Raw genomic sequence first — 21,558 nt, forward strand, 5'->3', positions numbered from 1 at the left:
TCACAGCAGTCGACACCTGATACGGATTGCTGTAAGTCATTGACGGTGCAACCGAGCTCTGTCTTGCGGTTGCACCGGTAAACCGTGACAGCAAACCGCCTGAAACAGGACTAGATCTCCGTAATACGATCGTGACGGTCGTCGATCGCCTCGGCGTCTTCCGGAAGCAAGGCGACGACGAGGAAGTCGGTGTACTCCTCGAAGTACTCGACGATCGCGGCGATGCGGTTCGAGTCGAGCGCCTCGAGCGAATCCAGCAGCATGAACGGCACCTCATCGTAGACTTCGTGGACGAGGTAGCCTGCGAGCGCGAATATCAGCCCGGTGACCTCGCGTTCGCTCTCGCTCAGGTGGTCGATAGTGTCCTCGTAGGTCCGGCCGTCCTCGGTGCTGCGGACGATGTGGAGGTCGAACGTCGTCTGTTCGACCGTGCGCCGTCCCTCGCGAACCGTCTCGCTGACGCGTTCGATCCAGATTCGATCGATGTTGTCGTACTCGAGGACCTCGAGAACGGCGTCCATGTGTTCGTTGAACGACTCGACGGCCTCTCGCTCGATCCGCTCGATGCGAGTGCGTAACTCTTCGAGTTGCTCACGGATCTCGTCGCGTCGCGTCTCGAGTCGTTCTCGCTCCTCGAGTTCGGACTCGATCTCGTCGATTTCCTCGATCGTCGTCTCCAGATCGCGCTCGAGTCGTCCCAGCGAAAACTCGAGTTCGTTCGCGCGTCGATTGAGGTCTAGGAGGCTCTCGTCTTCCCCGTCGTCCTCGTCGTCGGATTCACTTTCGTCTTCGAGTTCGGCGGCTTCGTCTTCGAGTCGTTCGATCTCGGCACCGAGTTCGTCTCGGCGTTCGGTCAGTTCCTCGAGACGCGTCTCGCGGCGGTCTATTTCGCTGGTGATGTCGGCAAGACGGCGCTGAATCCGTTCGCGTTTCTGGCGAGTCTGCTCGAGTTCACGGCGATCGGACCGAAGCGATCGAATCTCTTCTTCCAGTTCGTCGCGCTCGGAGAGCTTTCGTTCCTGAAACGACCGCAACCGATCGAGAGTCTGCTCGATGTCGGCTCGCTGGACCTCGGTCCCACAGGTCCAGCACCTGACCGTCTCCTCCGTCGCGAGAAGCTGGTCGGTTACCGTGCCTCCGCTCGCTTCGTCGGCGAGTACCTCGCGGATCTCGGGATGTGACCCCTCGAGCATCTCCTCGTTGAACTGGACGATGCTCCGGAGTTGGCTGACGACGCTGTCGACTTCCTGTGACTGTTGCTGGAGCTCGTCGATCCGCCCGTCGACTGCCTCCCGATCGAGTGACTCCACGTCCGGAATCTCCTCGCGTTCGGCCTCGAGTTCCTCGCGTTCGTTCCGAAGTGCAGCCAGACTCTCGCGTTCGGTCTCGAGGTCAAACCGGACGTCTTCGAGTTCCGATCGCCGCTCCCGAAGTTCCGAGAGTTTTTCCTCGAGTTCGCTCCGGTCGTCTCGCTGGCGTTCGACGTTGGTCTCTGCGTCCTCTATCGCTGCCTTCGCCGCCTCGAGTTCGTCACGTTTCGCTTCGATTCGTTCCTCGAGATCGCTGCGTTTGTGCTCTAGCTGTGGAAGCTCGCCCTGTAGCGACTCGAGTCGGCCGAGTTTCTCGTTTATCTGGTCTTTCTCGGCGGTGAGGCGTGTGATATCGGCCTCGATCTCGTCGGTGTCGACCGGCCGAAGCATGATCTCACGAAGTTCGCCGCCGGTCGTAACCGCGCGACGAGCGGGGTTGGCCTCGAGCAGAAAGGCAAAGAGATCGGCGAGTTCGGCGGCCTCCAAGTAGGGTTCACCGCCCATGACGGTTCGCCCGCCGCTGCGACGGAGCGTCCGACGGTAGGTTTCGTCGTCGAGTTCGAGTTCGACGGACCCCTCTTCGGCGTCGGCTTTTAGTGACGCGTACTCGCCGCCGAGAGCAGCCATAAACGCCTGCAACAGCGACGTACGGTTCGTCGCGTTTCGGCCGGCAAGAACGGTGACGCCCGACTCGAGCTCGACGGTCGTCTCGTCGATCCCGCCGACGTTACGGGCGTGTAACCGTGCCTCCCGAGTAACAGACTCCGGTGTTGACATTGCTAGAATAACTCCCTAGGGACGTGGTAAACCTTTGGTGTCCTGTCACGGTAATACGAGGGTTACGGCAGTAGTGCGGCGAAAGTCCACCCATTCACAGGGTGGCGTTTCGCGCTCGAGTGAATCGCGGTTCGTCGATCGGACGAGACTCACGCTCGCGCTCGCTCTCAGGTTTAACTGTGATCCCGCGGCCAACCGGGGTATGGCGTCTTACAGTCGAACGTCACGACGAACCGTACTTCGGGGTATCACAGCCTTCGTCGGCGGATTCGGAGCGACGGGTACCGCGACGTCTCGCTCGACCCTACCCGCCGACGAACCGATCCGGATGGGTGACTGCCCGCCGGACGCCCAGAAATACGTCGCGACAGTCGACCGAATCGTCGACGGACAACACGTCGTGATGCTGCTGGAAGAGGACGGACAGGTAGTCGACCAGCTCGTCGTTGCGGCCGACGAGGTCGACGTCGAGGAGGGCGACATCCTGGTCGTCGTCGTGCACGACGACGAGTTGCTCGACTATCAGGTCGTTCCGGAACGCCCGGACGACGAGACCATCTGGCGGTCGACGCTTCATACGGTTTAAAGGGTGTCATAGAAGAGTTCTCACACCGTGATCACGGTGCTTCCCGGATTGTCTCCACGTTCGTAGTTGGTAATTGCGATGACGAGACGAAGGCACAGAGCGAGGAACACCTGCGATCGTGCGTGAACGCGGCCTCGGGCGTGCGTTCGCCCGAGGCCGCAGTCCTTCACTGATTCGTTGGTTCGTTCGACTCCAGTACGGCGGTTGTACGTCTCATCCAACGTGGACTGCTTCAACTGAACGTCCTCGCTGTGTTGTTCGATACGGTCTTCGACCCTATACTCGATATCTTTCGGGTCGTCGGTGTTTCGCGCGTTGTACGGGGCGACTGGCACGACCCCTGCAGCCAGCAGGTGGTCGTGCCAGTCCAGCGTGTCGTAGGCACTGTCACCGACCATCCAAATCGGCTTGGCGACGGCGAGCGCGTCACGGGTGACGCGCATCGCCGTCTCCTCTGTCGCTTGTTTACTCTCTGTGAACTCCGCCGCAATCGGGATCTTTTGCCCGGTCGAGACGATTGTACAGCCGTAGCCGTGGTAGTACTCGTCGTTGGTTGGATCGTAGCACTTCGACGCGTCTTGATCGGCAGGCATCGCCCTCACGTCAGTTGAATCAATGGAGTAGGTCAAGTCGAGCAGGCCCCGCAAGGCGGCCTGCTCGACGAGGTGGTCGAAAACCTCGTCAACGACGTGTTCGAGATCGGTGAGGAAGCGATCGACCGCGTCTCTCGACGGCGGTCGATCGAACCCACAGCTCAGCCAGACAACTGTATTCCGTAGCTCTCGTTCAACGGGGCGAATGCCGTAGATGTCCTTGTAGTAGCAGTGGAGAAAGCCACGCATCAGCTCTGGAGGTTCGTGGTCTCGTGTTCGCCCCGTCTCCGCCGGGGCGAACACGTCGAACTCTTCGAGAAACTCGAAGGAAAGGTGCTCGAACAGCGCTAGCGTCTCGGTCTCCACGACATTGAAAAACGAGTCTACCGAAGGGTCATCTTGCAGGGTCGCTGAACTCATCCACCTCAGCGTTCACCCTGCTCTTTAGTGTGCTACTCGTTCTATGACACCCTCACGGTTTACTGTAAGTCATTTTCGGCACAACCGCGACCCGGGCGGCGGTTGCGCCGGTAAATCGTTACAGTAGTCCGTATCATACGGTTTGCTGTGAATCAGTTCCGGCGCGACCGCAGGCGGGCTCGCGGTCGCGCTGGTAAATCAGTACAGCAGTCCGTATCAGTCTGCATGTGACGTTGGCAGCTAGCAACCGCCAAACAAACACCATTGTTTTGGAATACACGGATAGACAATAACAAATTTATAGCAACCGCCGGTTTGGTGAACGTATTTATGTACGTCCCGACCGACACTTCTGGCATGCGACTCGAGAACGAGACAGTTGTTGTCACGGGTGCGGCATCGGGAATCGGAAGGGAAACTGCCGAGTTGTGCGCCGAAGAAGGTGCTCGCGTCGTCGTCACGGATATCGACAGCGACGGTGGGCGAGACGTTGCGGACGACATTAACGAAGATGGCAGCGAGGCGGTCTTTTACGACCTCGACGTCACCGACAGCGACCAGTTCCACGCGGTCGTCGACGAAGTCGCCGACAGCTACGGGCTAGACGTACTGATCAACAACGCCGGCACCGGTCATCCCAGTGCCAGCCTCGAGGAACTCGACGACTCGCTTCGCGATTTCGTCATCGACGTAAACGTCAAGGGCGTCTGGAACGGCTGTCACGCCGCCTTGCCTCACATGAAAGAACAGGGCCACGGCTCGATCGTCAACGTCGGCTCGCTGGCGAGCGTTCTCGGACTCCCCAAGCAGGCGGCGTACTCGATGGCCAAGGGTGGGGTGTTGAACCTGACTCGAGCGATCGCCGCCGAAGCGGGCCCGTACGGCGTTCGGGCGAACACGGTCTGTCCGGGCTTTACCGACACACAGTTGCTCGAGCAGTATCTCGCCCAGCGAGACGACCCAGAACGTGCTCGCGAGGAGATGGCCGCCGAGTATCCGCTGCAACGACTCGCAGAACCGGCAGAAATCGCAACCGCCATCCTGTTTCTGGCGAGTGACGAGGCGTCGTTCGTCAGCGGCCACGGCCTGATCGTCGACGGTGGGTTCTCGACCTGCTAATCACTCTTCGACGAGCAGTCCGACGTTCGCCAGTTTGTCGCCCGCGATCACGGTCGCTTCTCGGGTGAGCGCGTACAGAGTTCCATCGCGACCGGCAGTGACTGCCTGAAGCGACTCGTACGTCGCCGGGTCGTAGACCGTGCCGAGTCGCTGCCCGGCCTCGACGCGGCTCCCGACCTCGATCGATGGATTCGGTCGGAAGAGTCCGGAGTCGTCCGCGGTGACTCGACCGAGGTGGTTTTGCGCGACTGGCGGCGTCTCCGCTGGCGGTTCGCCCGGTAGCATATCGAGGTGTCGCAGGACGTTCAACAGCCCCTCGACGCCCAGTTCGACAGCCCCCTCGAGGATCTGTTTGTTGTGTGCGAGTTCGGGCGTGATCGACGGAATACCGTTTTCGGCGGCTACGACACGGAGTTTGCCGGCGAACCCGCGTCGGTGCCACTCCTCGGAGGCGTCGTCGGCTGCCTGCTCGGCGATCAGGAGGTCGGTGCCGTACGCTTCCGCGAGTTCGCGCGAGTGGGCGTCGTCCTCGCGGAAGACGACGTGTGGGAGCATATCCGGGCTGCCGGTGTGAAGGTCGACGATAGCGTCGCCCGTGCTCGCGTACTCCCAGAGCGTCTCGGCCATCCGTTGATGGAGCGTCCCGTCGGCGTCGCCCGGCCAGACTCGATTCATGTTCGCGTTGACGCTGTCGAGCACTTCGGGAGTCGTGTAGGAGACGCGGTCGAAAGTTAGCGGGTTCGCCACCGGAACCGCGACGACAGTTCCCGAAAGCGACTCGAGTGGCAGGCGGTCGTGAAACCGCCGCAGCACTTCGGTGCCGTTTATTTCGCGGCCGTGCTGGGCAGCTTGCACGTAGAGAATCGGCTGGCCGTCGTCGCTCCCGCAGTAGGTGTGTACGGTCGTCGTCACGTCGACGCCCGAAGGGAGGCGTGCGAGCGTTACTGGTTCGGCCGTGTGGGTTCCGTCCATGCCGGTGGGTTTTCGTCCCGACCGTTTGTACCTGCGGTCGCGGTCGCTGGTATCGTCTCGATGGCGAGACCACCACGGTTTTCACCCCTGCTGTCGTCAGCGACGGTATGGGAGACCTTACTGCGACCCTGCACACGAGCGAGGGTGACATCGACGTCGAACTCTACGACGAACGCGCACCACGGACCGTCGAGAACTTCGTCGGTCTCGCGACTGGCGAACGGACCTGGACCGACCCCGAGACGGATGAGAAGGTCGAGGGTGAACCGCTGTACGACGACGTCCTCTTCCACCGAATCATCGCGGACTTCATGATCCAGACCGGCGACCCAACTGGCACGGGCCGTGGCGGTCCCGGCTACCAGTTCGACGACGAGTTCCACGACGACTTGTGCCACGACGACGAGGGCATCCTCTCGATGGCCAACTCGGGGCCCGACACCAACGGCTCGCAGTTTTTCATCACGCTCGACGCCCAGCCACACCTCGACGGCCGCCACGCCGTCTTCGGCAAAGTGACCGACGGGATGGACGTCGTCCGCGAGATCGGCTCCGCAAAAACCGACGGCAACGACAGACCGGCCCAAGATATCCTCCTCGAGTCGGTCACAATCCACGACTGAGACGGACTGCTGTCCCGATCTACCGGCGCGACCGCGAGCACGCCTACGGTCGCGCCGGCACTGACTGACAGCAAACCGTACGAGACGGCTCGCTGTCCCGATCTCTGGGTGTGTCCGTTTCGAATCGCGGATTCGACAGCAGTGACAGACAGTAGACCGCCTGCGACGGTCCTGTCGCTGTTTTCCGGCGCAGTCGAGCGTCGTTCTCGAAGCACCCGCTAACGGAACCGAATCGAAACGGTCTCGAGTGACGGCCGATTCGGTTCGACCGACAATGTCTCCGGAACCGGCACTTTCGCCTCGACGAACGATCCTCACACTCGCTGCGGCGGGATTTAGTACTGTTCTCGCTGGTTGCTCGACCGACGGCGAGAGCGGTTCTGACGACGCGACCGACGAGGATTCCCCATCCGGGCCGACCGACGAGAAACCGCGGGTCGACTCGCTCGCTGCGACGCTACACACGAGCGAGGGTGACATCGACGTCGAACTCTACGACGAACACGCACCACGGACCGTCGAGAACTTCGTCGGTCTTGCAACCGGCGAGAAGACCTGGACCGATCCCGAGACGAGCGACGAGATCGAGGGTGAACCGCTGTACGACGACGTCCTCTTCCACCGAATCATTGCAGACTTTATGCTCCAGACTGGCGACCCAACTGGCACGGGCCGTGGCGGTCCTGGCTACCAGTTCGACGACGAGTTCCACGACGACCTGCGCCACGACGACGAGGGCATCCTCTCGATGGCCAACTCGGGGCCCGACACCAACGGCTCGCAGTTTTTCATCACGCTCGACGCCCAGCCACACCTCGACGGCCGCCACACCGTCTTCGGCAAAGTGACCGACGGGATGGACGTCGTTCACGCGATCGGTGCCGTCGAGACCGACGAGAACGACCGGCCGATCGAAGACGTCTTGCTCGAGTCCGTGAGCGTCCACGCCGAGTAGGGTTTGGCGTGCAACGTTTACTGACGGAGCCTATACGATAGCTATGGGCTGGACAGCCGACGACGTCCCCGAACTGGCAGGCCACACGGTCGTCGTCACCGGCGCAAACAGCGGCATCGGCCTCGAGACGACCCGGGAGCTCGCACGCGAGGACGCGACGGTCGTCATGGCCTGTCGAGATCGAGAGCGTGGCAAGGCGGCTGCTCGCGACGTTCGCGGGGACGTTCCCGACGCAGACCTTCGAATCGAGGAGTGTGACCTCGCCAGTCTCGAGTCGATCCGGGCGTTTGCCGACCGACTCCTCGAAACAGGACTTGCGATCGACGCCCTCGTCAACAACGCCGGAACGATGGCGATCCCACGCCGGACGACCGAAGACGGGTTCGAGACCCAGTTCGGCGTCAACCACCTCGGTCACTTCGCACTCACCGGCCTGCTCCTCGAGCGACTGGCAACCGACGGCGAGGAGCCAGCGCGAGTCGTCACGGTCTCGAGTGCGTTGCACGAACGCGGCGAGATCGACTTCGACGACCTCCACGGCGAGGCGTCCTACGACAGGTGGGACGCCTACAGCCGGTCGAAACTCGCCAACGTGTTGTTTGCCTACGAACTCGAGCGGCGGTTCCGGACGGGCGACGAGAACGCCCTGAGCGTCGCTGTCCATCCGGGGTATGCCGACACCAGCCTCCAGTTTCGCGGTATCGAGGGGCGAGGGTCGTGGCTTCGGACTGCAACGCGACGGCTCGCCAACGCCGCCGTCGCCCAGTCACCCGAAGACGGCGCACTGCCGACGCTGTACGCTGTGACTGCACCGGACGTCGAAGGCGGCGCGTACTACGGCCCCGGCGGTCTCATGGCTCTGCGTGGCCCACCCGAACGCCAGTCCTCCTCGACGGCATCCTACGACGGTGAGACTGCTCGTCGACTCTGGGAACGCTCCGTCGAACTGACCGGCGTCAGCTACGGTCTGCCACGCCCGCCAGAGTCCGACCACGACGACGAAACGTCGACGCTCGAGCCGATCGACTGATAAGCCCCTGTCTCGACGTGCTGGCGTAGCCGCGACCTATCTTTGAACAGCGAGAGAATCCCACCGTTTACGATGGGCGTGAATCGCGTCGCTGAACGACACAATCCACTGTCGGTGGCTGGCTGGATATTCCACGATCATCCACACCATTAAGTCGGATTATCTACATAGGCGATATATGGCGATCGAGGTCACTCGTACCTACGTTGGCTCTCTCCAGAACCAACAACAAGTCCGCGATGGCCTCGACTCGCTCGGAGACTCCGCCTCGAAAATCTGAAACGTCGCACGCTGGACAGCCGACCGTATCTGGAACGCAACAGGCGAAATCCCGGACGAAAGGACGCTGAAAGCGTACATGAAGAACCAGTCGTGCTGGAAAGACCTGAATGCACAATCCAGTCAGAAAGTCATCGAAGAACTTTCTGACGCGTTCCAGTCGTGGTTCGATCTGCGACAGACAGACGACAAGGCGAATCCGCCCGGCTACCGCAAACACGGCGACACCCGGCCCAAGAGCACAGTCACGTTCAAAGCAGACGGGTTCAAACACGACCCAAAGAACAACCGCGTTCGTCTCTCGAAAGGCTCGAACCTCAAAGAACACTGGTCGGACTTCATCCTCTGTGAGTACCAGACTCGTCCCAACATTGATCTCTCGGAAGTCAACAAGGTACAGAACGTTCGCGCTGTCTGGAACGGTGACGAGTGGGAACTGCACTTCGTCTGTAAAGTCGAACTCGAAACCAACGACGCCGCAGGCGGCGTTGCTGGAATCGATCTTGGCATCACGAACATCGCCACGGTCGCATTCCCCGACGAATACGTCCTCTACCCCGGGAACTCGCTCAAAGAAGCCAAACACTACTTCACCCGAGCAGCGTACGAGACTGAGGGTGAGAACGGCCCATCAGAGACGTCGATGTGGGCACGCAAGAAACTCGCAGAGCGTGAAACCCACTTCTACCACGTTCTCACGGACACCATCATCACCGAGTGTGTCGAACGTGGTGTTGGCACGCTCGCGGTGAGCTGGCCTGAAGACGTGCGGAACTCAGACTGGGGCAAAACGGGGAACAAGAAGTTGCACTCGTGGGCGTTTGACCGTCTCTACCAGTACCTCGAATACAAAGGGAAGGTTCGTGGCGTCGAGGTGCTGAAAGAGAACGAGTGGAACACCTCGAAGACGTGTTCACGGTGTGGTGACGATACGACGTCGAACCGTGTCGAACGTGGCCTGTACGTCTGCTCGTCGTGTGAGTTGGTAGCCAACGCAGATTGTAACGGGGCGGAGAATATGCGCCAGAAGATAACTCCGAGTCCTCACGGCGAGGATAGGAGTAACGGCTGTGTGGTGGTTCGAGAGATCTTAAGGTCTCTCGTCATCACGAAAGGCGCGAGCGCCTTTCGAACGACACAGCCATCGGTACACCTGTTCGACCGCGAGAGCGGGACGTTCACCACGAGAGAACAGGTCGTATCGTAGACCAGCAAATATCCCACCCTGCGGTACGGGAAGCCGCGTCCTTCAGGGCGCGGAGGATGTCACCCTGTGGCTGTGCCGCCATCGACTCCCCTAACCCGGTCGGGGACGACAGCGAGCCGACACCGAAACGCACATGCCGACCGGGGAGCAACTGACGAGTGCTTTCTGTGCGAGGGTAGCCAAGCAGGCCAACGGCGGTGGGCTTAAGACCCGCTCCCGTAGGGGTCCCTGGGTTCAAATCCCAGCCCTCGCATGTCGACTCGAACTCGTACGGATTGCTGTCCCGATCTGCCGGTGTGCTCGCTTCGGGTCGCGGGTGCGCAGGAACTGACGGACAGGAGACCGGATCAGTGAGACGGCCCGCTGTTACGCCGAGCCAGTCACACTGGTTTCCTGTCGTCGCTCTCCCAATCGCAGACCCACAACAGCGCGACGAGTGAGAATATCGCGAGCACGTAGGCCCCTGCAGCGAACAACGCGTCTTCCGGTGTCGCGTACTCTTCGGTCCGGAACGTAATGATCTTCCGAACCATCGCGATGATGCCAACGTAGATGACGAGTTGTACGATTCGTCTGGTTTCGGTTTCTTCGATGTACGCGAGAACTGTCTGATAGACTTCGACGATGATCAAAAGCAACAGTCCAACGTCGATAAACTCGATTACGACTTCCGGATCGGTTATCTCACCTGTTCGAATAGACTGCAAAATCAGCAGAATCAAGTCCGCGACGCCGATTGCAAAGAGGACAGCAAAGACTCCTGCTGCGATGAGTTCGATCCAGTGAACGAACCCTCTGGTTTGCTCGAGCACCGACTCTAATCGCTTTCCGCCCATGAATTGACGACCCCCTTTGCCACTCGCCTATCTCAAAGCGTACCCGGTAGATGAAACGCTTTGTGGGCGGCCAACAGTCTGTACGACGGTCTCTTATCCAAAGGGCGGGAGAAAACCCACGGCTTTACAGTGGTTGCTGATTCGATCAGGAAAGATACGACTGTTGATGTTTTGTTCTCAACTCCGGCTTCGTGAAACCGTTCTCAGTGCTGTCCAGAGAGCGTAACAGCTGTCGAATCGTTTCCTCAGCCGTTGTTCTTCCAGTCTTACCAGTACTGAGGGGCGTACTGACTCGGGCTGCTCAGCTCGAGTCAGTCGTCGAGATAACCGCTACCCGTACGGTATTTGCCCGAGAAACGCGCGAAACAGGGCGGTCGGGACGTCACGAGCAGGTTCGTCAACACCCACAGATTGTACAGCGCGACGGCGAACAGGAAGTAAAAGAGCCGTACTGAGAACGTCGGTGACGACGTTCTCGGGAGAAACTCCGTAATCTTGCGATAGGACGTTTCGATTCCCCGCCGACGGCGATCTGCTTCAGCCAGTGGCCGAGCGATTTCGACGTCAGTGCCGACGTCGAGATCGTGGTTGGTAACCAGACAGAAGTGGTGGTCATTTCGTGTTCGATACGGAACGACGATGAGCCGGACTGTCGTCCGGCCCGTCGGCGGATTCGACCGAGCCATCTTGTACTCTGCGATGGACGTGTCGCTGTCGTGGTCATCGATAAATTGCTGTCCCTTTCGTGTTTGTGGCGCACGCATGAGGAACTCAGCGTCGAGCTCTTCGAGCGCTAGGGCGAGGTGAACACGATAGAAGCCACGATCGAGATAAAGGCGGTTGATTTCGACATACTCGCGGATGTCTGAGACGAGTTGGCGGAGTGCATCCGCCAACTCGTCGGTATCGCTGCCTTCCAGGGCTACCGATCCGAGCGTGAATCGGATGCTCGGATCGACAATACAGACGGTAGCGAACTTGTACGCGCGATCGGTGCCCTGCGCGGGATTCGTTGTACAGACGTGAGGAGTCTCTTCGTCCCCGTAATAAAGCCAGTCGTGAACGTCGATTGCGACATCTACTGGCCTGGTAAACACGCGGTTGCGAGTGGCTTCGTCGAGGATTGCGTCGCGGACGCGGTCGAACTGATCGTCGACCGCGTCCGCGTCGAGTCCACGTAGATGGTAGAGCAGCGCTCGTGCGAGTGGATTTCGAGCAGTTGCATCACTGGCGATATCGTCGCCACGGGCGAGCTGATAGGCTTTCGCACCAGTATTGGCGAATTCATTGTCGAATGCGATCCGAGCGAGAACTTGCTGGAAGTCCTCGCTCGGATAGGTGCCGTTCGCAGCGATCCCGAACTCAAGTTCTGGAAACCGCATCGACGACGCTGCACGAGTCACCTGCGTTGCCTCAGTTGTCTCGACCATATCGAGACAACGACCGCAACGACAATCGTCGCTTGGCTACTTCAGCAACTACTGTTCAGCGGTGGGTAGCTCAATTGCTGGGAGTGGAGACGGATCGTACCACTGCTACGGACTGCTGTCCCGAGTTACCGGCGCGACCGCAGGCGGGCTCGCGGTTGCACCGGAAATAACTGACAGCAAACTGTATGACTGGTGGGAGAGAACGAGCAAGATCGGCGTGCTGGAACGGGTTGGAAACGTGACGAGCAAGTACGTCGTCGTCTGGGTTGTGATCGTCGCCGCGGTCGCACTTCACACGCCGGAGACGTTCATACCGATCGGCGACTACATTTCCGTGCTTCTCGGCGTCGTCATGCTCGGAATGGGAGTGACGCTTACGCCCGACGACTTCCGCCGGATTGCGGAACGGCCACGAGACGTTCTCGTTGGCGCGCTCGCTCAGTGGGTGGTCATGCCGGTACTCGCGTACGTCCTCGTCGTCACGCTCGGTCTCCCCTGGGAGATCGGCGTCGGACTGGTTCTCGTCGGCGCAGCACCCGGTGGAACTGCCTCGAACGTGATGACCTATCTCGGTCGCGGTGACATCGCGCTCTCGGTGACGATCACGTCCGTGACGACGATCGCTGCGCCGCTCGTGATGCCAGTCTGGATCGTCTTGCTGGCCGGTGAACAAATCACCGTCACGTTCGCCAAGATGACCCAGGAGATCGTTTTGATCGTCCTGATACCCGTCGTCGCCGGACTGGGACTGCGACTGCTGTTAGACGAGTACGCACCGACTGCGGCAAAAGTGGGCCTGTCGATCTTCCCCGCGATCAGCGTGATCGCCATCGTCGCCATCGTCGCCGCAGTCGTCGGCCTCGACGTCGAAGAGATCCTCACCGCGAGCGCCGTCGTCTTCCTCGCGGTCGTCTTGCACAACGGCCTCGGACTCGGTGCCGGCTATGGTGTCAGCTACCTGACCGGCATGGCAAAAGACCGTGCCCGAGCCTGTGCGTTCGAGGTCGGACTCCAGAACAGCGGTCTCGGCGTCGCGCTCGCCGTCGCGTTTTTCGATCCGATCGCTGCCTTGATTCCCGCGCTCTTTAGCGTCTGGCACAACGTGACCGGCCCGGAACTCGCGACAGCGTTCACCTGGAACGACGAGGACCCGATCGACGACTACGAACCGGCCATTCACTCTGACTAGTCCCTCCTAACCGCCGACCGCCGAGCCGAACCGGACCACAGACCCGATAGAGCAGTTCGACCCCACAGTCGTCGATCCGAGCAGTAGTAGCTGTTCCATCGCTCTCGAGGCCGCAAATAAACTCCCTCTATATATGGCCACTCTCGCCTTGTCGACGCGGGTGGCCGATGTAGACGGAGGTCGGAACACGATGCCCACTCACGAATTTGTCTGCCCAGACTGCGGACGGACGATCCCCGTGACCGACGCGATGCGTGAGGCCACGGAGCACCACGGCTGTCCACTCTGTGGGGCGACAGTCAGCCAGACGCAGTTCGCCTGACCGACTACTTCGAGAGCGCGCGTTCGACGGCTGTGGCGACGCTCCGTGCTTTCTCTGCCAGCGGCTCGGAAACCAGCCCCGCCTCAACCTTCGTCTCGAGTTCCTCGTCGTCGACGATTTCGACAGTGCCATCGGGCGTCCGGATCACGTCGACGTAGAGGTCGACGTACCGAACCGCGTCGGGGAACAGTTCGACGGGCGTACAGACGTTGACGTAGGTTCCTTTCGTCTCGCCGTCGGCCGACTTGTACGTCGTCGGATACCACCACCGGCCCTCGCGGAACTTCGTGACGGCCACGTCCCCTTCCTCCTTGGGGACGCCCAGCGCGTCGTAGCTACCGCCGCCGCGCATCGACCGCTCGAGGGTGATCGAGCCGTCGACGTCCCACTCGGTGACGTCGCCGTCGCCCAACGAGATGCGTCGGCCGTCGGGTTTCCCGTGACCGATCTCGAGTCGATCGCCCGTCGTCGGGCCGAACTGGTGGGAGACGGCGTCGAAGGGGAACTCGGTGTTTTCGCCCGCCGATCCACAGACAGCCTCTGTAAAGTCGACGGCCGCACTCGCGGCACGATCGGCGGCCTTGATCCGGTGGTGGCCCGCCATCGTCGACTCGACCTCGCGTCGGTGATCGTCCAGCGCGAACCGCGACTCGCGGCCGAACCAGCACCAGGCCGTCCGCCGCGGCGCGGTCAGCCGACCCGGTTCGCCCGGCTCTGCAGGGGCGTCGTCGATCGTCGCCTCGAGGTCCTCGACGCGCTCGGTCGCGCGTTCGAGGGCGGCCGCCATCGCCTCGAGGTCGGCGTCGGTCGCGGGTCGCTTCCAGCGCAGCCCCCACCCCTCTGGACGCGAGGGCGAGAGCAGGTCCGTCATGCCGACCAGTTCCGTCGCCTTCTCGCCGTTCGTGCTCGCCGAGACGCCCGTCCGATCCTGTGAGAGCGTGCAGAGCCCGCCGTTCACCGCGAGCGTCGGACTCACTCGCGGCTCGTCGTCGTCGTCCCACGGCGGTGTCGGCTCGCGGACCTGCAGGCGGTAACGATCGCCGTCGTCGACGTAGCCGTCGACGTCGTCGTACTTCAGGTAGCCTCGCCGACCGTCTCCGAGGTCGACGACCGCGCCGCTGCCGCCAGCCGCGTCGATCACTTCCCCGTCGAAGACCGCACCGCGAGGCGTCTCGTCTTCCCAGCGGAAGGTGTCGATCCCGACGTCCTCGAGTGTCTCGAGGACGGCCGCCACCGCGTCGGGAGCGCCCGTGACCTCGACACCCTGTCTGTCGCGAGTCGTCTCGATCAGGATGTCCGCGGGGGCAGCGTCGAACTCGTCGTCGAACCGCTCCTGAATCGGTTCGGAAGCCTGGACGACCTCGAACCCGTCGCCCTCGAGCAGTCGCGTAATCGCCGTCGTGTAGATGCCACGGACGCGGGCGGTGGTGTTCGTCGTCATCGGGAACTCACCACTCCTCGCGCTCGCACCGCGTCGGTCGTCGGTCGGCAGTGCCGTTCGCGTTCATATCCACGGGTTCGGCGACGGGGCCTTTGTGGATTCCGAGTCTCGCTCGACGGTCCCGATCACCAGCGGTGTCCGGCCCGGAGATGTAAACGGTTGACGGTGTAATCAGCAGGTATGCAACGGAAGCGAGACCCGGTCGAACGGGCCGACGACGGCTCGACCGATCTCTACGACGTCGCGACGTGGGAGCCACGGTCGCCGATCGACCTGGTCGCCTGCGTCGTTTACAACGGGATCAGCTACGCGCTCCAGTCGATCGTGATCGCAGTCGCGCTCGCGATCACGGTCGTGTTGCTCGCACAACCCGCGTTTCTCGTCTTCGACGAGCCGTTCCTCGGTGTCTTCTTCGGCCTTTCAGTCGTCCCGGCAGCCCTGCTCGCGGCGTTTATCTGGTACACGGACATCACGACCAACGAACCCCTGGGCCTGCTCGTCGCGACGTTCGTACTGGCAGTGCTGTTTGCGACGCTCGCAGCGGTCGTCAACTCCTTCCTGTCGCCGTGGTTCGATCTGCTCCCGTTGATCGGCGGAGTGCTTTTCTTTTACGTCGTCGTCGGGCCGGTCGAAGAGGCCGTCAAACTGCTCGCGGTCCGCTTTTTCGCCTACCGGAGCGACAGTTTCGACGCAGTCATCGACGGCGCGGTCTACGGCGCGGTCGCCGGACTGGGCTTTGCCGCGATCGAGAACGCACTCTACATCTCTATGGAGGTCGTTCAGGCCGAAGCCGGCCTCTTCGCGGCCGCGACCGGAATCACCACCGTTCGCGCGCTCGTCGGCCCAGGCCACGTCATCTACTCGGCGATCGCAGGCTACTACCTCGGACTCGCGAAGTTCAATCCACAGTACGCCGGACCGCTCGTCGTCAAGGGACTGCTCGTAGCCGCGTTCGTCCACGCGACGTACAACGCCACGGTCACCCTCGGACGGGACGTCATCGCCGCCACAACGGCCCTTCCCGAGGGTCTCGCATTGGTCGTCTACGTGATCGGCTTCAACCTCGTCGTCGGCTACTACCTCTACCGCAAGATCGCCCGCTACCGCCGCCGGTACCGCGCCGCCGAAGTAGACGGACGCGACTCTCCCTCGCCGGAACTCACCGAGTTCGATCCGCCGAAACAACGCCAGCAGCGATGATCCCCGATTTGCCGACGCTCGAAACAAACAACTCTTCGAGAACCTCACCCAGAAATATATAATCGCGCCGCTCGAAACGACGGCACATGGTCGCTCTCATCGGCTCGCTCGTTGCGTTCGTCGTCGCGTTACTGGTCGGCGGACTGGCGATTTACGTCGGTGCCGGCGTCGTCGTCGGCGAAGACGACTACACCCATGCGGTCTGGACGGCACTGTTCGGCGCGGTCGCGTGGGCACTGACATCCTGGGTCCCACTCCTCGGGCCGCTCGTCGCGTTGCTCGCGTGGATCTGGGTAATCAACTGGCGCTATCCCGGCGGCTGGACCGACGCTGCTGTCATCGGCTTCGTCGCCTGGATCGCGGCGCTCGTGCTCCTGTTTGTCCTCCACTCGGTCGGCGTCGGAATCGGTGCGTTCGGCGTCCCCGGCCTCTGAGACGGACTGCTGTCCCGCTGTCCCGGCGCGACCGCAGGCGGGCTCGCGGTCGCGCCGGCACTGACTGACAGCAAACCGTATGAGACGGGTTACTGTAGTCACTTACCGGCGATCCGTCCACGGAGTCGGCGTTCGGCGGTGACTAGTTACAGCACTCCGTCTGGAACGGTTCGGGGTCCCGAACTCCCGGTGTCGCCGCTTCGGGTCGCGGGTGTGCCAGAACGGACAGTGGCCAGTCTTAGTCCGCGGCCAGCGAACAGGTCCCGTCGTAGGCGACGTCTTCAACTGATTCGATCTCGGGGTCGTCACCACAGACTGGACAATCGGGGTTCGAAAGTACGTCGACGGTTTCGAAACTCATGTCCATCGCGTCGTACAGCAGGAGTCGTCCCTCGAGCGACTCGCCTTTGCCGATAAGGTACTTGACGACTTCGGTCGCCTGAACGCAGCCGACGGTTCCGGGGAGGACGCCGAGGACGCCAGTGGTCGCACAGTCGGGGACAGTGCCGGGTTCGGGTGCTTCAGGAAATATACACCGGTAACACGGCGGATCGCTCGAGCCGGTCCGTTCGTTCGTAAACGTCGTTACTTGTCCTTCGAATCGATAGATCGCTCCGTGTGAAAGCGCCGTCCCGGTGAGCACGCAGTGGTCGTTGAGCAGATACCGCGTCGCGAAGTTGTCGCTGGCGTCGAGAACGACGTCGTAGTCGGCAACGAGATCGGCGACGTTGTCCGGAGTGAGTCGCGTCTCGTGTGTTTCGACGCTGACGTCGGGGTTCAGTGCGTCCACGTAGTCGGCGGCACTCTCGACTTTCGGCCGGTCGACGTCGGCGTCGCCGTGGACGATTTGTCGCTGCAGGTTCGATCGTTCGACGACGTCGTCGTCGACGATCCCTAGTCTGCCGACGCCGGCCGCCGCCAGATACTGGATCGCCGGCGATCCAAGCCCGCCAGCACCGACGACGAGGACTGACCCTTCGAGCAGCCGTTTCTGTCCGTCGGGGCCGACTTCGTCCATGATTACGTGTCTCGAGTAGCGATCGAGTTGGGTCGCGTCGAGGCGCAGGTCGCTCATGCTCTTCTCTTGTGGCGAGACAGAGAAAAACTCGAGGGTGCGCCCCATCGGGCCCCACCGGACAGGTTGCCGGCCATCCGACGGTTCCGGCTATCTCTTCCCCGACCACATGATTTTAGTGGTTTGGTTTCTATTGACACACGTATGGCAACCTCACCCAATGGTGCCGGTGACGACGTCTTCGATCAATTCCTCACTGACCGCGGTCACTCGGTAGAACAGGTAGGGTGGGAACGAGAGTATAACAAAAAGCAGTGTCCGGAGTGTGGTGGACTCCACGAAACGTCCGCCAGTTCCTGTACCGTCTGCGGGTGGAACCCGCCAGCGTGAAGTACCTCGGGGTCTAATGATCAAGATAACTTTTGCAAATATGGACTGAGGAACTGGTCGATCCAAGACTTGGCGAATCCAAGTCGATCGGTGAGGGTGTTGAAGAGGCGGCGAGCGAGAGTGCGGAACGCGCTCTCGCTCGCCACGACGATTGGTGAAGCATTCCGTTTGAGCACTTTCCAGACCTGCTCGATTGGATTGAGATGCGGTGAACCGACCGGAAGAAAGACGAGATCGATACCGAGTTGATGTGCGCGCTTGCGCGTGTGCTCACAGATGTGAGACGAGAAGTTGTCCAAGACGAGCAGAATCCGCGTTCCCGGATTCTGCTCGCGGACCTCCTCCAATAGGGCACAGATGTTCTCTTTCGATTGATCTTCAGGAAAGGTCAGGACACTTTCGCCGTTGAGCGTATAGCACCCGACCGCTGGTTCGTCAAGCTTCACCAGCGGTCGTTCGAGTGTCGGATCATCGACGTACCACAGTCGATGCGAATTGTCGTATGGTTGCGGATGAGAAGCGTCACAAAAACCGACGATAGTTCCTCCATCTGTACAGATATCGTCGTCGAGAACCCAGCCTTCGTCCTCATCCTCGGGACGCTTGTTATGTGCTGTCTCTGTTTCCTCGTCGAACGCGTCTGCGACGCGTTCTTCGAGGATTTCATCTGCATTTTCTGGCCGTGAGGGACGTTTTGGACGTGGTTTAGCGTAAGACAGTCCGAGATTCCGGAGGAATCGACCGAGATAATCCGGATGGTACTCAACATCGAACTCTTCGTCCAAGAGCTGGTGAACTTCCTGTGCTTTCCAGGGCTGTCCCTCCCGGAGAAGTTCTAGAAGACACTCTTGTTCCTCGTCACCGAGCTTCGGGGGCCTTCCGCCCCCGAAGTTCGGTGTCAACTGACCCAGCCCGCCATCGTTCCATCGACGTGCCCAGCGACTTCCAGTCGACGCAGATTTCCCAACGTCGTCGGCTGCTTCTTCGTACGTTGCACCCTTGTAGAGACGTTTGACAAAGGTGAGCCGCTTGACGACCTTTGGATCGTCTGCTTCGTCCAGCAGACGATCCAACTCCTCCTCGCTCAGATGACGAACGAGCTCGCCCCGCCGGTCTCCTCCCATTACCCCGTTCGTCTTAGCCCACGCCCAAAACTTCTGTCACTCATTAGAGCCCCGAGGTACTCTCGCTGTCTCTCTGTAGACGCGCGACATCGTTTTCCGGTTCGGCCGTCCCGAAACGCTGGCCCTAGTCAGACTATTTTCAACTCCGAAATCCAAAATAACTATAATGTCCTGTGGAAAAATGTTACACGAAGGATATATGCCGGAATGCCAGAACTGTGGCGCGTTCGTAACTGACGCCTACGCCCGCGTCTTTACGCCCCGTGGGGTCGACGACCCCCGCGTCTGCCCCGACTGTCAAGACAAGATACGTGACGGTGCCGAAGTCCGAACCGCTCGTTCCTCACGAAACCCATAACTGCCCGCAGTGGGCGTCTCCCCCCATCGAAAACCCACGTCACTTATGAGTGTCGCGCTCCTGTATGGCTACAATGACTACTACGGAGACGAAGGTTACCCGGCTGTTCGGTGGTCCGGGAAGCGGAAAAACGACCGCTCTTCTCGACCACGTCGAAGAAATTCTCGAGCAGGACGACGTCACGTTCCGGGACATCCTCGTCGTCTCGTACACGCGAGCAGCAGCACAGGAAGTTCGCGAACGGCTTGCCGACCGACTCGACGAGAGTCCGCGCGCACTCCAGGGCAACGTCTGTACGATGCACGCCAAAGCGTACGATCTGCTGGATCTCTCCCGAAGCGACGTCATCGGCGAGTCCGAGAAAGAAGAGTTCTGCGAACAGTACGGCCTCGAGTTCGAAGACGAGTATTCGGGTGCCGGCCGCCGAACGGCCCGCTCGACTACGATCGGAAACAAGATCATCGCGACCAGCCAGTGGCTCCAGCGGACCAGTCGTGACGTCGCCGACTGGTACGATGTCCCTTTCCAGTGGGACGAAGAGGAGGTCCGACTGCCGCCGGAGATCGACCCCAACGCCCAGGAGGGGAACAAGTACACCCCCACGTGGCCCGCCGACGACGACCGAATCGACGTCCCCGAGGCGATCCGTGCCTGGCGCTCCTACAAGGGCGAAGCAGGCAAGATCGGCTTTGCGGACATGTTAGAGCGAGTGAAACAGCGTTCGCTGATCCCGAACGTCGACTACCTGGTGATCGACGAGTTCCAGGACATCACGACGCTGCAGTACGACGTCTACGACGAGTGGAAACCTCACGTCGATCAGGTTCTGATCGCCGGCGACGACGACCAAGTCGTCTACTCCTGGCAGGGTGCCGACCCTGCACTCCTGCTCGAGGAAGACGTCGACGATGACGTTATTCTCCCAAATTCCTACCGGCTCCCCTCGAACGTCCTCAACGCAGTCAACAAGGAGATCCGTCACATCGAGACACGCCAGGACAAGGATCTCAAACCCCGCAAGGAAGGCGGTGCCGTCGAGGCTCGTCGGAACGCCTCGATGTTAGACGTCGTTCGACTGGTACGTCGGACGCTCGTCGAAGACCCCGACGCGACGATCATGGTGCTGTTCCGGGCGCGCTACCAGATGTTCCAGTTCATCGACGAGTTCATCACCGAAGGGATTCCGTTTACGTCGTTGACCGATCAGCGGCTGTGGACGGACCGACTCACACAGTACGTCCGCGCGATCGAGGCAATCGGCGCGGGCGAGGACGTCACCGGACTCCAGGCACGGCGACTGGCCGACATGCTCCAGGAGTCAGCCTTCGGTACCGAGGAACGCGACGACCTCTTCGATACGATCGACGAGCGCCAGGAGGAAGCCGGCATCGACGACCTCCAGCAACTACTGATTCCCGCCACGGTCGTCGAGGACCACGTCCCGTTCATGCCCGGCCCGGCCTCTGCAGCCGACATGGTCCGGAAAGTAACGAACTTCCAGAAGAAAAGCGTCCGATCGTACTTCGGAGTCGGAGAGTATCAGGGGATGGACACCGACCGCGTCCGCGTCGGGACGATCCACTCCGCGAAGGGTCGTGAAGCCGACCACGTCGTCGTCGGTACCGACCTCACCGAGAAGGTCGTCGAACAGATGGTCGCAACCGTCGACGACCCCGAGAACGTCTCCGGCGTCGAGAAATTCACCAAGACCACCTCTCCCGTGCCCGTGCTCACGGACAACGAACGCCGCGTCTTCTACGTCGGGATGTCCCGTGCCCGCGAACGGCTGATCCTTCTCGAGAACCTCGTCGACGGCGCACCGACGCTGCCGATCGACGTTCTCCTGAAAGGCCACCTCACCGAGACGCCACTCGAGGACCTGATCGCAACAGCACAGGAGCCCCCCTCTGATGCAGACACCGACGAGGTCGAAGCCGAAGCGCCGTAA

General features: G+C 61.1%; 20 protein-coding genes, 1 tRNA gene and 1 pseudogene. 14 read left to right on the forward strand and 8 right to left on the reverse strand.

The window, feature by feature from the left end; all coding sequences use genetic code 11:
• Positions 1–110: 110 nt before the first annotated feature.
• The gene (locus NATGR_RS05655; RefSeq protein WP_005580629.1) at positions 111–2,087 is read right to left on the reverse strand and encodes an archaea-specific SMC-related protein; all 1,977 of its coding nucleotides are present in this window, start codon (positions 2,085–2,087) and stop codon (positions 111–113) included.
• A 202-nt stretch (positions 2,088–2,289) separates the two neighbouring features.
• Between NATGR_RS05655 and NATGR_RS05660 the strand changes: the two genes are divergently transcribed.
• Positions 2,290–2,673: a hypothetical protein gene (locus tag NATGR_RS05660; RefSeq protein WP_074929739.1), complete on the forward strand. Its 384-nt coding sequence runs from the start codon at positions 2,290–2,292 to the stop codon at positions 2,671–2,673.
• 20 nt (positions 2,674–2,693) lie between these two features.
• Here the strand turns inward: NATGR_RS05660 and NATGR_RS05665 are convergent, their stop codons facing one another.
• Positions 2,694–3,686, reverse strand: coding sequence for a transposase (locus tag NATGR_RS05665; RefSeq protein WP_015233235.1), 993 nt, complete (start codon positions 3,684–3,686; stop codon positions 2,694–2,696).
• 357 nt (positions 3,687–4,043) lie between these two features.
• Between NATGR_RS05665 and NATGR_RS05670 the strand changes: the two genes are divergently transcribed.
• Positions 4,044–4,805, forward strand: a complete 762-nt coding sequence (locus NATGR_RS05670; protein ID WP_049887850.1) for an SDR family NAD(P)-dependent oxidoreductase — start codon at positions 4,044–4,046, stop codon at positions 4,803–4,805.
• On the opposite strand, the gene NATGR_RS05675 is transcribed toward NATGR_RS05670, so the two are convergent.
• A complete protein-coding gene (locus NATGR_RS05675) occupies positions 4,806–5,777 on the reverse strand; it encodes a succinylglutamate desuccinylase/aspartoacylase family protein (protein WP_005577952.1) in 972 nt (323 codons plus the stop codon). It lies immediately after the preceding gene.
• Between the two features lie 107 nt (positions 5,778–5,884).
• Here NATGR_RS05675 and NATGR_RS05680 point away from each other — a divergent pair, with 107 nt between their 5' ends.
• From NATGR_RS05680 to NATGR_RS05700, 5 genes and pseudogenes are all read left to right on the forward strand, one after another.
• On the forward strand, positions 5,885–6,400 hold the full coding sequence (locus NATGR_RS05680; protein WP_015233374.1) for a peptidylprolyl isomerase: 516 nt from the start codon (positions 5,885–5,887) through the stop codon (positions 6,398–6,400).
• Positions 6,401–6,710: 310 nt separating this feature from the next.
• Entirely contained in the window at positions 6,711–7,355 is a 645-nt protein-coding gene (locus tag NATGR_RS05685; RefSeq protein ID WP_280513710.1) for a peptidylprolyl isomerase, read from the forward strand.
• A 43-nt stretch (positions 7,356–7,398) separates the two neighbouring features.
• The gene (locus NATGR_RS05690; RefSeq protein ID WP_005577956.1) at positions 7,399–8,385 is read left to right on the forward strand and encodes an oxidoreductase; all 987 of its coding nucleotides are present in this window, start codon (positions 7,399–7,401) and stop codon (positions 8,383–8,385) included.
• 178 nt (positions 8,386–8,563) lie between these two features.
• Positions 8,564–9,871 (forward strand): annotated as a pseudogene (locus NATGR_RS05695) (RNA-guided endonuclease InsQ/TnpB family protein).
• Between the two features lie 169 nt (positions 9,872–10,040).
• Positions 10,041–10,124 (forward strand) — tRNA-Leu (locus NATGR_RS05700).
• A gap of 127 nt (positions 10,125–10,251) precedes the next feature.
• Here NATGR_RS05700 and NATGR_RS05705 read toward each other — a convergent pair.
• Together NATGR_RS05705 and NATGR_RS05710 are read right to left on the reverse strand one after the other, a co-directional pair.
• Entirely contained in the window at positions 10,252–10,707 is a 456-nt protein-coding gene (locus NATGR_RS05705; protein ID WP_005577958.1) for a phosphate-starvation-inducible PsiE family protein, read from the reverse strand.
• 311 nt (positions 10,708–11,018) lie between these two features.
• Positions 11,019–12,137, reverse strand: a complete 1,119-nt coding sequence (locus NATGR_RS05710) for a hypothetical protein (RefSeq protein ID WP_005577960.1) — start codon at positions 12,135–12,137, stop codon at positions 11,019–11,021.
• Positions 12,138–12,354: 217 nt separating this feature from the next.
• On the opposite strand from NATGR_RS05710, the gene NATGR_RS05715 reads away from it, so the two are divergent.
• Both NATGR_RS05715 and NATGR_RS05720 read left to right on the forward strand, forming a co-directional pair.
• The gene (locus tag NATGR_RS05715; RefSeq protein WP_005577962.1) at positions 12,355–13,326 is read left to right on the forward strand and encodes a bile acid:sodium symporter family protein; all 972 of its coding nucleotides are present in this window, start codon (positions 12,355–12,357) and stop codon (positions 13,324–13,326) included.
• Positions 13,327–13,516: 190 nt separating this feature from the next.
• Positions 13,517–13,648 carry a DUF7560 family zinc ribbon protein gene (locus tag NATGR_RS05720; protein WP_049887772.1) on the forward strand — a complete coding sequence of 44 codons (132 nt, stop codon included), beginning with the start codon at positions 13,517–13,519 and terminating at the stop codon, positions 13,646–13,648.
• Between the two features lie 4 nt (positions 13,649–13,652).
• Here the strand turns inward: NATGR_RS05720 and NATGR_RS05725 are convergent, their stop codons facing one another.
• Complete coding sequence (locus NATGR_RS05725) at positions 13,653–15,089, reverse strand: DUF402 domain-containing protein (protein WP_005577964.1); 1,437 nt, start codon at positions 15,087–15,089, stop codon at positions 13,653–13,655.
• A 180-nt stretch (positions 15,090–15,269) separates the two neighbouring features.
• Here NATGR_RS05725 and NATGR_RS05735 point away from each other — a divergent pair, with 180 nt between their 5' ends.
• Both NATGR_RS05735 and NATGR_RS05740 read left to right on the forward strand, forming a co-directional pair.
• Complete coding sequence (locus NATGR_RS05735; RefSeq protein WP_005577966.1) at positions 15,270–16,289, forward strand: PrsW family intramembrane metalloprotease; 1,020 nt, start codon at positions 15,270–15,272, stop codon at positions 16,287–16,289.
• A gap of 86 nt (positions 16,290–16,375) precedes the next feature.
• On the forward strand, positions 16,376–16,723 hold the full coding sequence (locus tag NATGR_RS05740) for a hypothetical protein (protein ID WP_005577967.1): 348 nt from the start codon (positions 16,376–16,378) through the stop codon (positions 16,721–16,723).
• Between the two features lie 238 nt (positions 16,724–16,961).
• Here the strand turns inward: NATGR_RS05740 and ubaA are convergent, their stop codons facing one another.
• Entirely contained in the window at positions 16,962–17,798 is an 837-nt protein-coding gene (gene ubaA / locus NATGR_RS05745; RefSeq protein ID WP_005577970.1) for an SAMP-activating enzyme E1, read from the reverse strand.
• Positions 17,799–17,942: 144 nt separating this feature from the next.
• Here ubaA and NATGR_RS18775 point away from each other — a divergent pair, with 144 nt between their 5' ends.
• The gene (locus NATGR_RS18775) at positions 17,943–18,128 is read left to right on the forward strand and encodes an HVO_0416 family zinc finger protein (protein WP_015233379.1); all 186 of its coding nucleotides are present in this window, start codon (positions 17,943–17,945) and stop codon (positions 18,126–18,128) included.
• Between the two features lie 20 nt (positions 18,129–18,148).
• On the opposite strand, the gene NATGR_RS05750 is transcribed toward NATGR_RS18775, so the two are convergent.
• Entirely contained in the window at positions 18,149–19,252 is a 1,104-nt protein-coding gene (locus tag NATGR_RS05750) for an IS630-like element ISNagr8 family transposase (RefSeq protein ID WP_015233380.1), read from the reverse strand.
• 199 nt (positions 19,253–19,451) lie between these two features.
• Here NATGR_RS05750 and NATGR_RS20715 point away from each other — a divergent pair, with 199 nt between their 5' ends.
• Positions 19,452–19,610 (forward strand): DUF7563 family protein, encoded by a 159-nt coding sequence (locus NATGR_RS20715; protein ID WP_449406419.1) that lies wholly within the window; start codon positions 19,452–19,454, stop codon positions 19,608–19,610.
• Positions 19,611–19,683: 73 nt separating this feature from the next.
• Positions 19,684–21,558: a UvrD-helicase domain-containing protein gene (locus tag NATGR_RS05755; protein ID WP_005580606.1), complete on the forward strand. Its 1,875-nt coding sequence runs from the start codon at positions 19,684–19,686 to the stop codon at positions 21,556–21,558.

Origin of the sequence: Natronobacterium gregoryi SP2 (assembly GCF_000230715.2) — an archaeon.
GTDB classification, from domain to species: Archaea; Halobacteriota; Halobacteria; order Halobacteriales; family Natrialbaceae; genus Natronobacterium; species Natronobacterium gregoryi.

What these genes read in the sequence shown, in the direction of transcription:
- NATGR_RS18775 (WP_015233379.1), top strand. Translation starts at nt 17,943, where the DNA reads ATGGCAACCTCACCCAATGGTGCCGGTGACGACGTCTTCGATCAATTC.
- NATGR_RS20715 (WP_449406419.1), top strand. Translation starts at nt 19,452, where the DNA reads ATGCCGGAATGCCAGAACTGTGGCGCGTTCGTAACTGACGCCTACGCC.
- NATGR_RS05670 (WP_049887850.1), top strand. Translation starts at nt 4,044, where the DNA reads ATGCGACTCGAGAACGAGACAGTTGTTGTCACGGGTGCGGCATCGGGA.
- NATGR_RS05735 (WP_005577966.1), top strand. Translation starts at nt 15,270, where the DNA reads ATGCAACGGAAGCGAGACCCGGTCGAACGGGCCGACGACGGCTCGACC.
- NATGR_RS05720 (WP_049887772.1), top strand. Translation starts at nt 13,517, where the DNA reads ATGCCCACTCACGAATTTGTCTGCCCAGACTGCGGACGGACGATCCCC.
- NATGR_RS05750 (WP_015233380.1), bottom strand. Translation starts at nt 19,252, where the DNA reads ATGGGAGGAGACCGGCGGGGCGAGCTCGTTCGTCATCTGAGCGAGGAG.
- NATGR_RS05660 (WP_074929739.1), top strand. Translation starts at nt 2,290, where the DNA reads ATGGCGTCTTACAGTCGAACGTCACGACGAACCGTACTTCGGGGTATC.
- NATGR_RS05725 (WP_005577964.1), bottom strand. Translation starts at nt 15,089, where the DNA reads ATGACGACGAACACCACCGCCCGCGTCCGTGGCATCTACACGACGGCG.
- NATGR_RS05710 (WP_005577960.1), bottom strand. Translation starts at nt 12,137, where the DNA reads ATGGTCGAGACAACTGAGGCAACGCAGGTGACTCGTGCAGCGTCGTCG.
- NATGR_RS05680 (WP_015233374.1), top strand. Translation starts at nt 5,885, where the DNA reads ATGGGAGACCTTACTGCGACCCTGCACACGAGCGAGGGTGACATCGAC.
- NATGR_RS05655 (WP_005580629.1), bottom strand. Translation starts at nt 2,087, where the DNA reads ATGTCAACACCGGAGTCTGTTACTCGGGAGGCACGGTTACACGCCCGT.
- ubaA (WP_005577970.1), bottom strand. Translation starts at nt 17,798, where the DNA reads ATGAGCGACCTGCGCCTCGACGCGACCCAACTCGATCGCTACTCGAGA.
- NATGR_RS05740 (WP_005577967.1), top strand. Translation starts at nt 16,376, where the DNA reads ATGGTCGCTCTCATCGGCTCGCTCGTTGCGTTCGTCGTCGCGTTACTG.
- NATGR_RS05665 (WP_015233235.1), bottom strand. Translation starts at nt 3,686, where the DNA reads ATGAGTTCAGCGACCCTGCAAGATGACCCTTCGGTAGACTCGTTTTTC.
- NATGR_RS05675 (WP_005577952.1), bottom strand. Translation starts at nt 5,777, where the DNA reads ATGGACGGAACCCACACGGCCGAACCAGTAACGCTCGCACGCCTCCCT.
- NATGR_RS05690 (WP_005577956.1), top strand. Translation starts at nt 7,399, where the DNA reads ATGGGCTGGACAGCCGACGACGTCCCCGAACTGGCAGGCCACACGGTC.
- NATGR_RS05705 (WP_005577958.1), bottom strand. Translation starts at nt 10,707, where the DNA reads ATGGGCGGAAAGCGATTAGAGTCGGTGCTCGAGCAAACCAGAGGGTTC.
- NATGR_RS05755 (WP_005580606.1), top strand. Translation starts at nt 19,684, where the DNA reads ATGACTACTACGGAGACGAAGGTTACCCGGCTGTTCGGTGGTCCGGGA.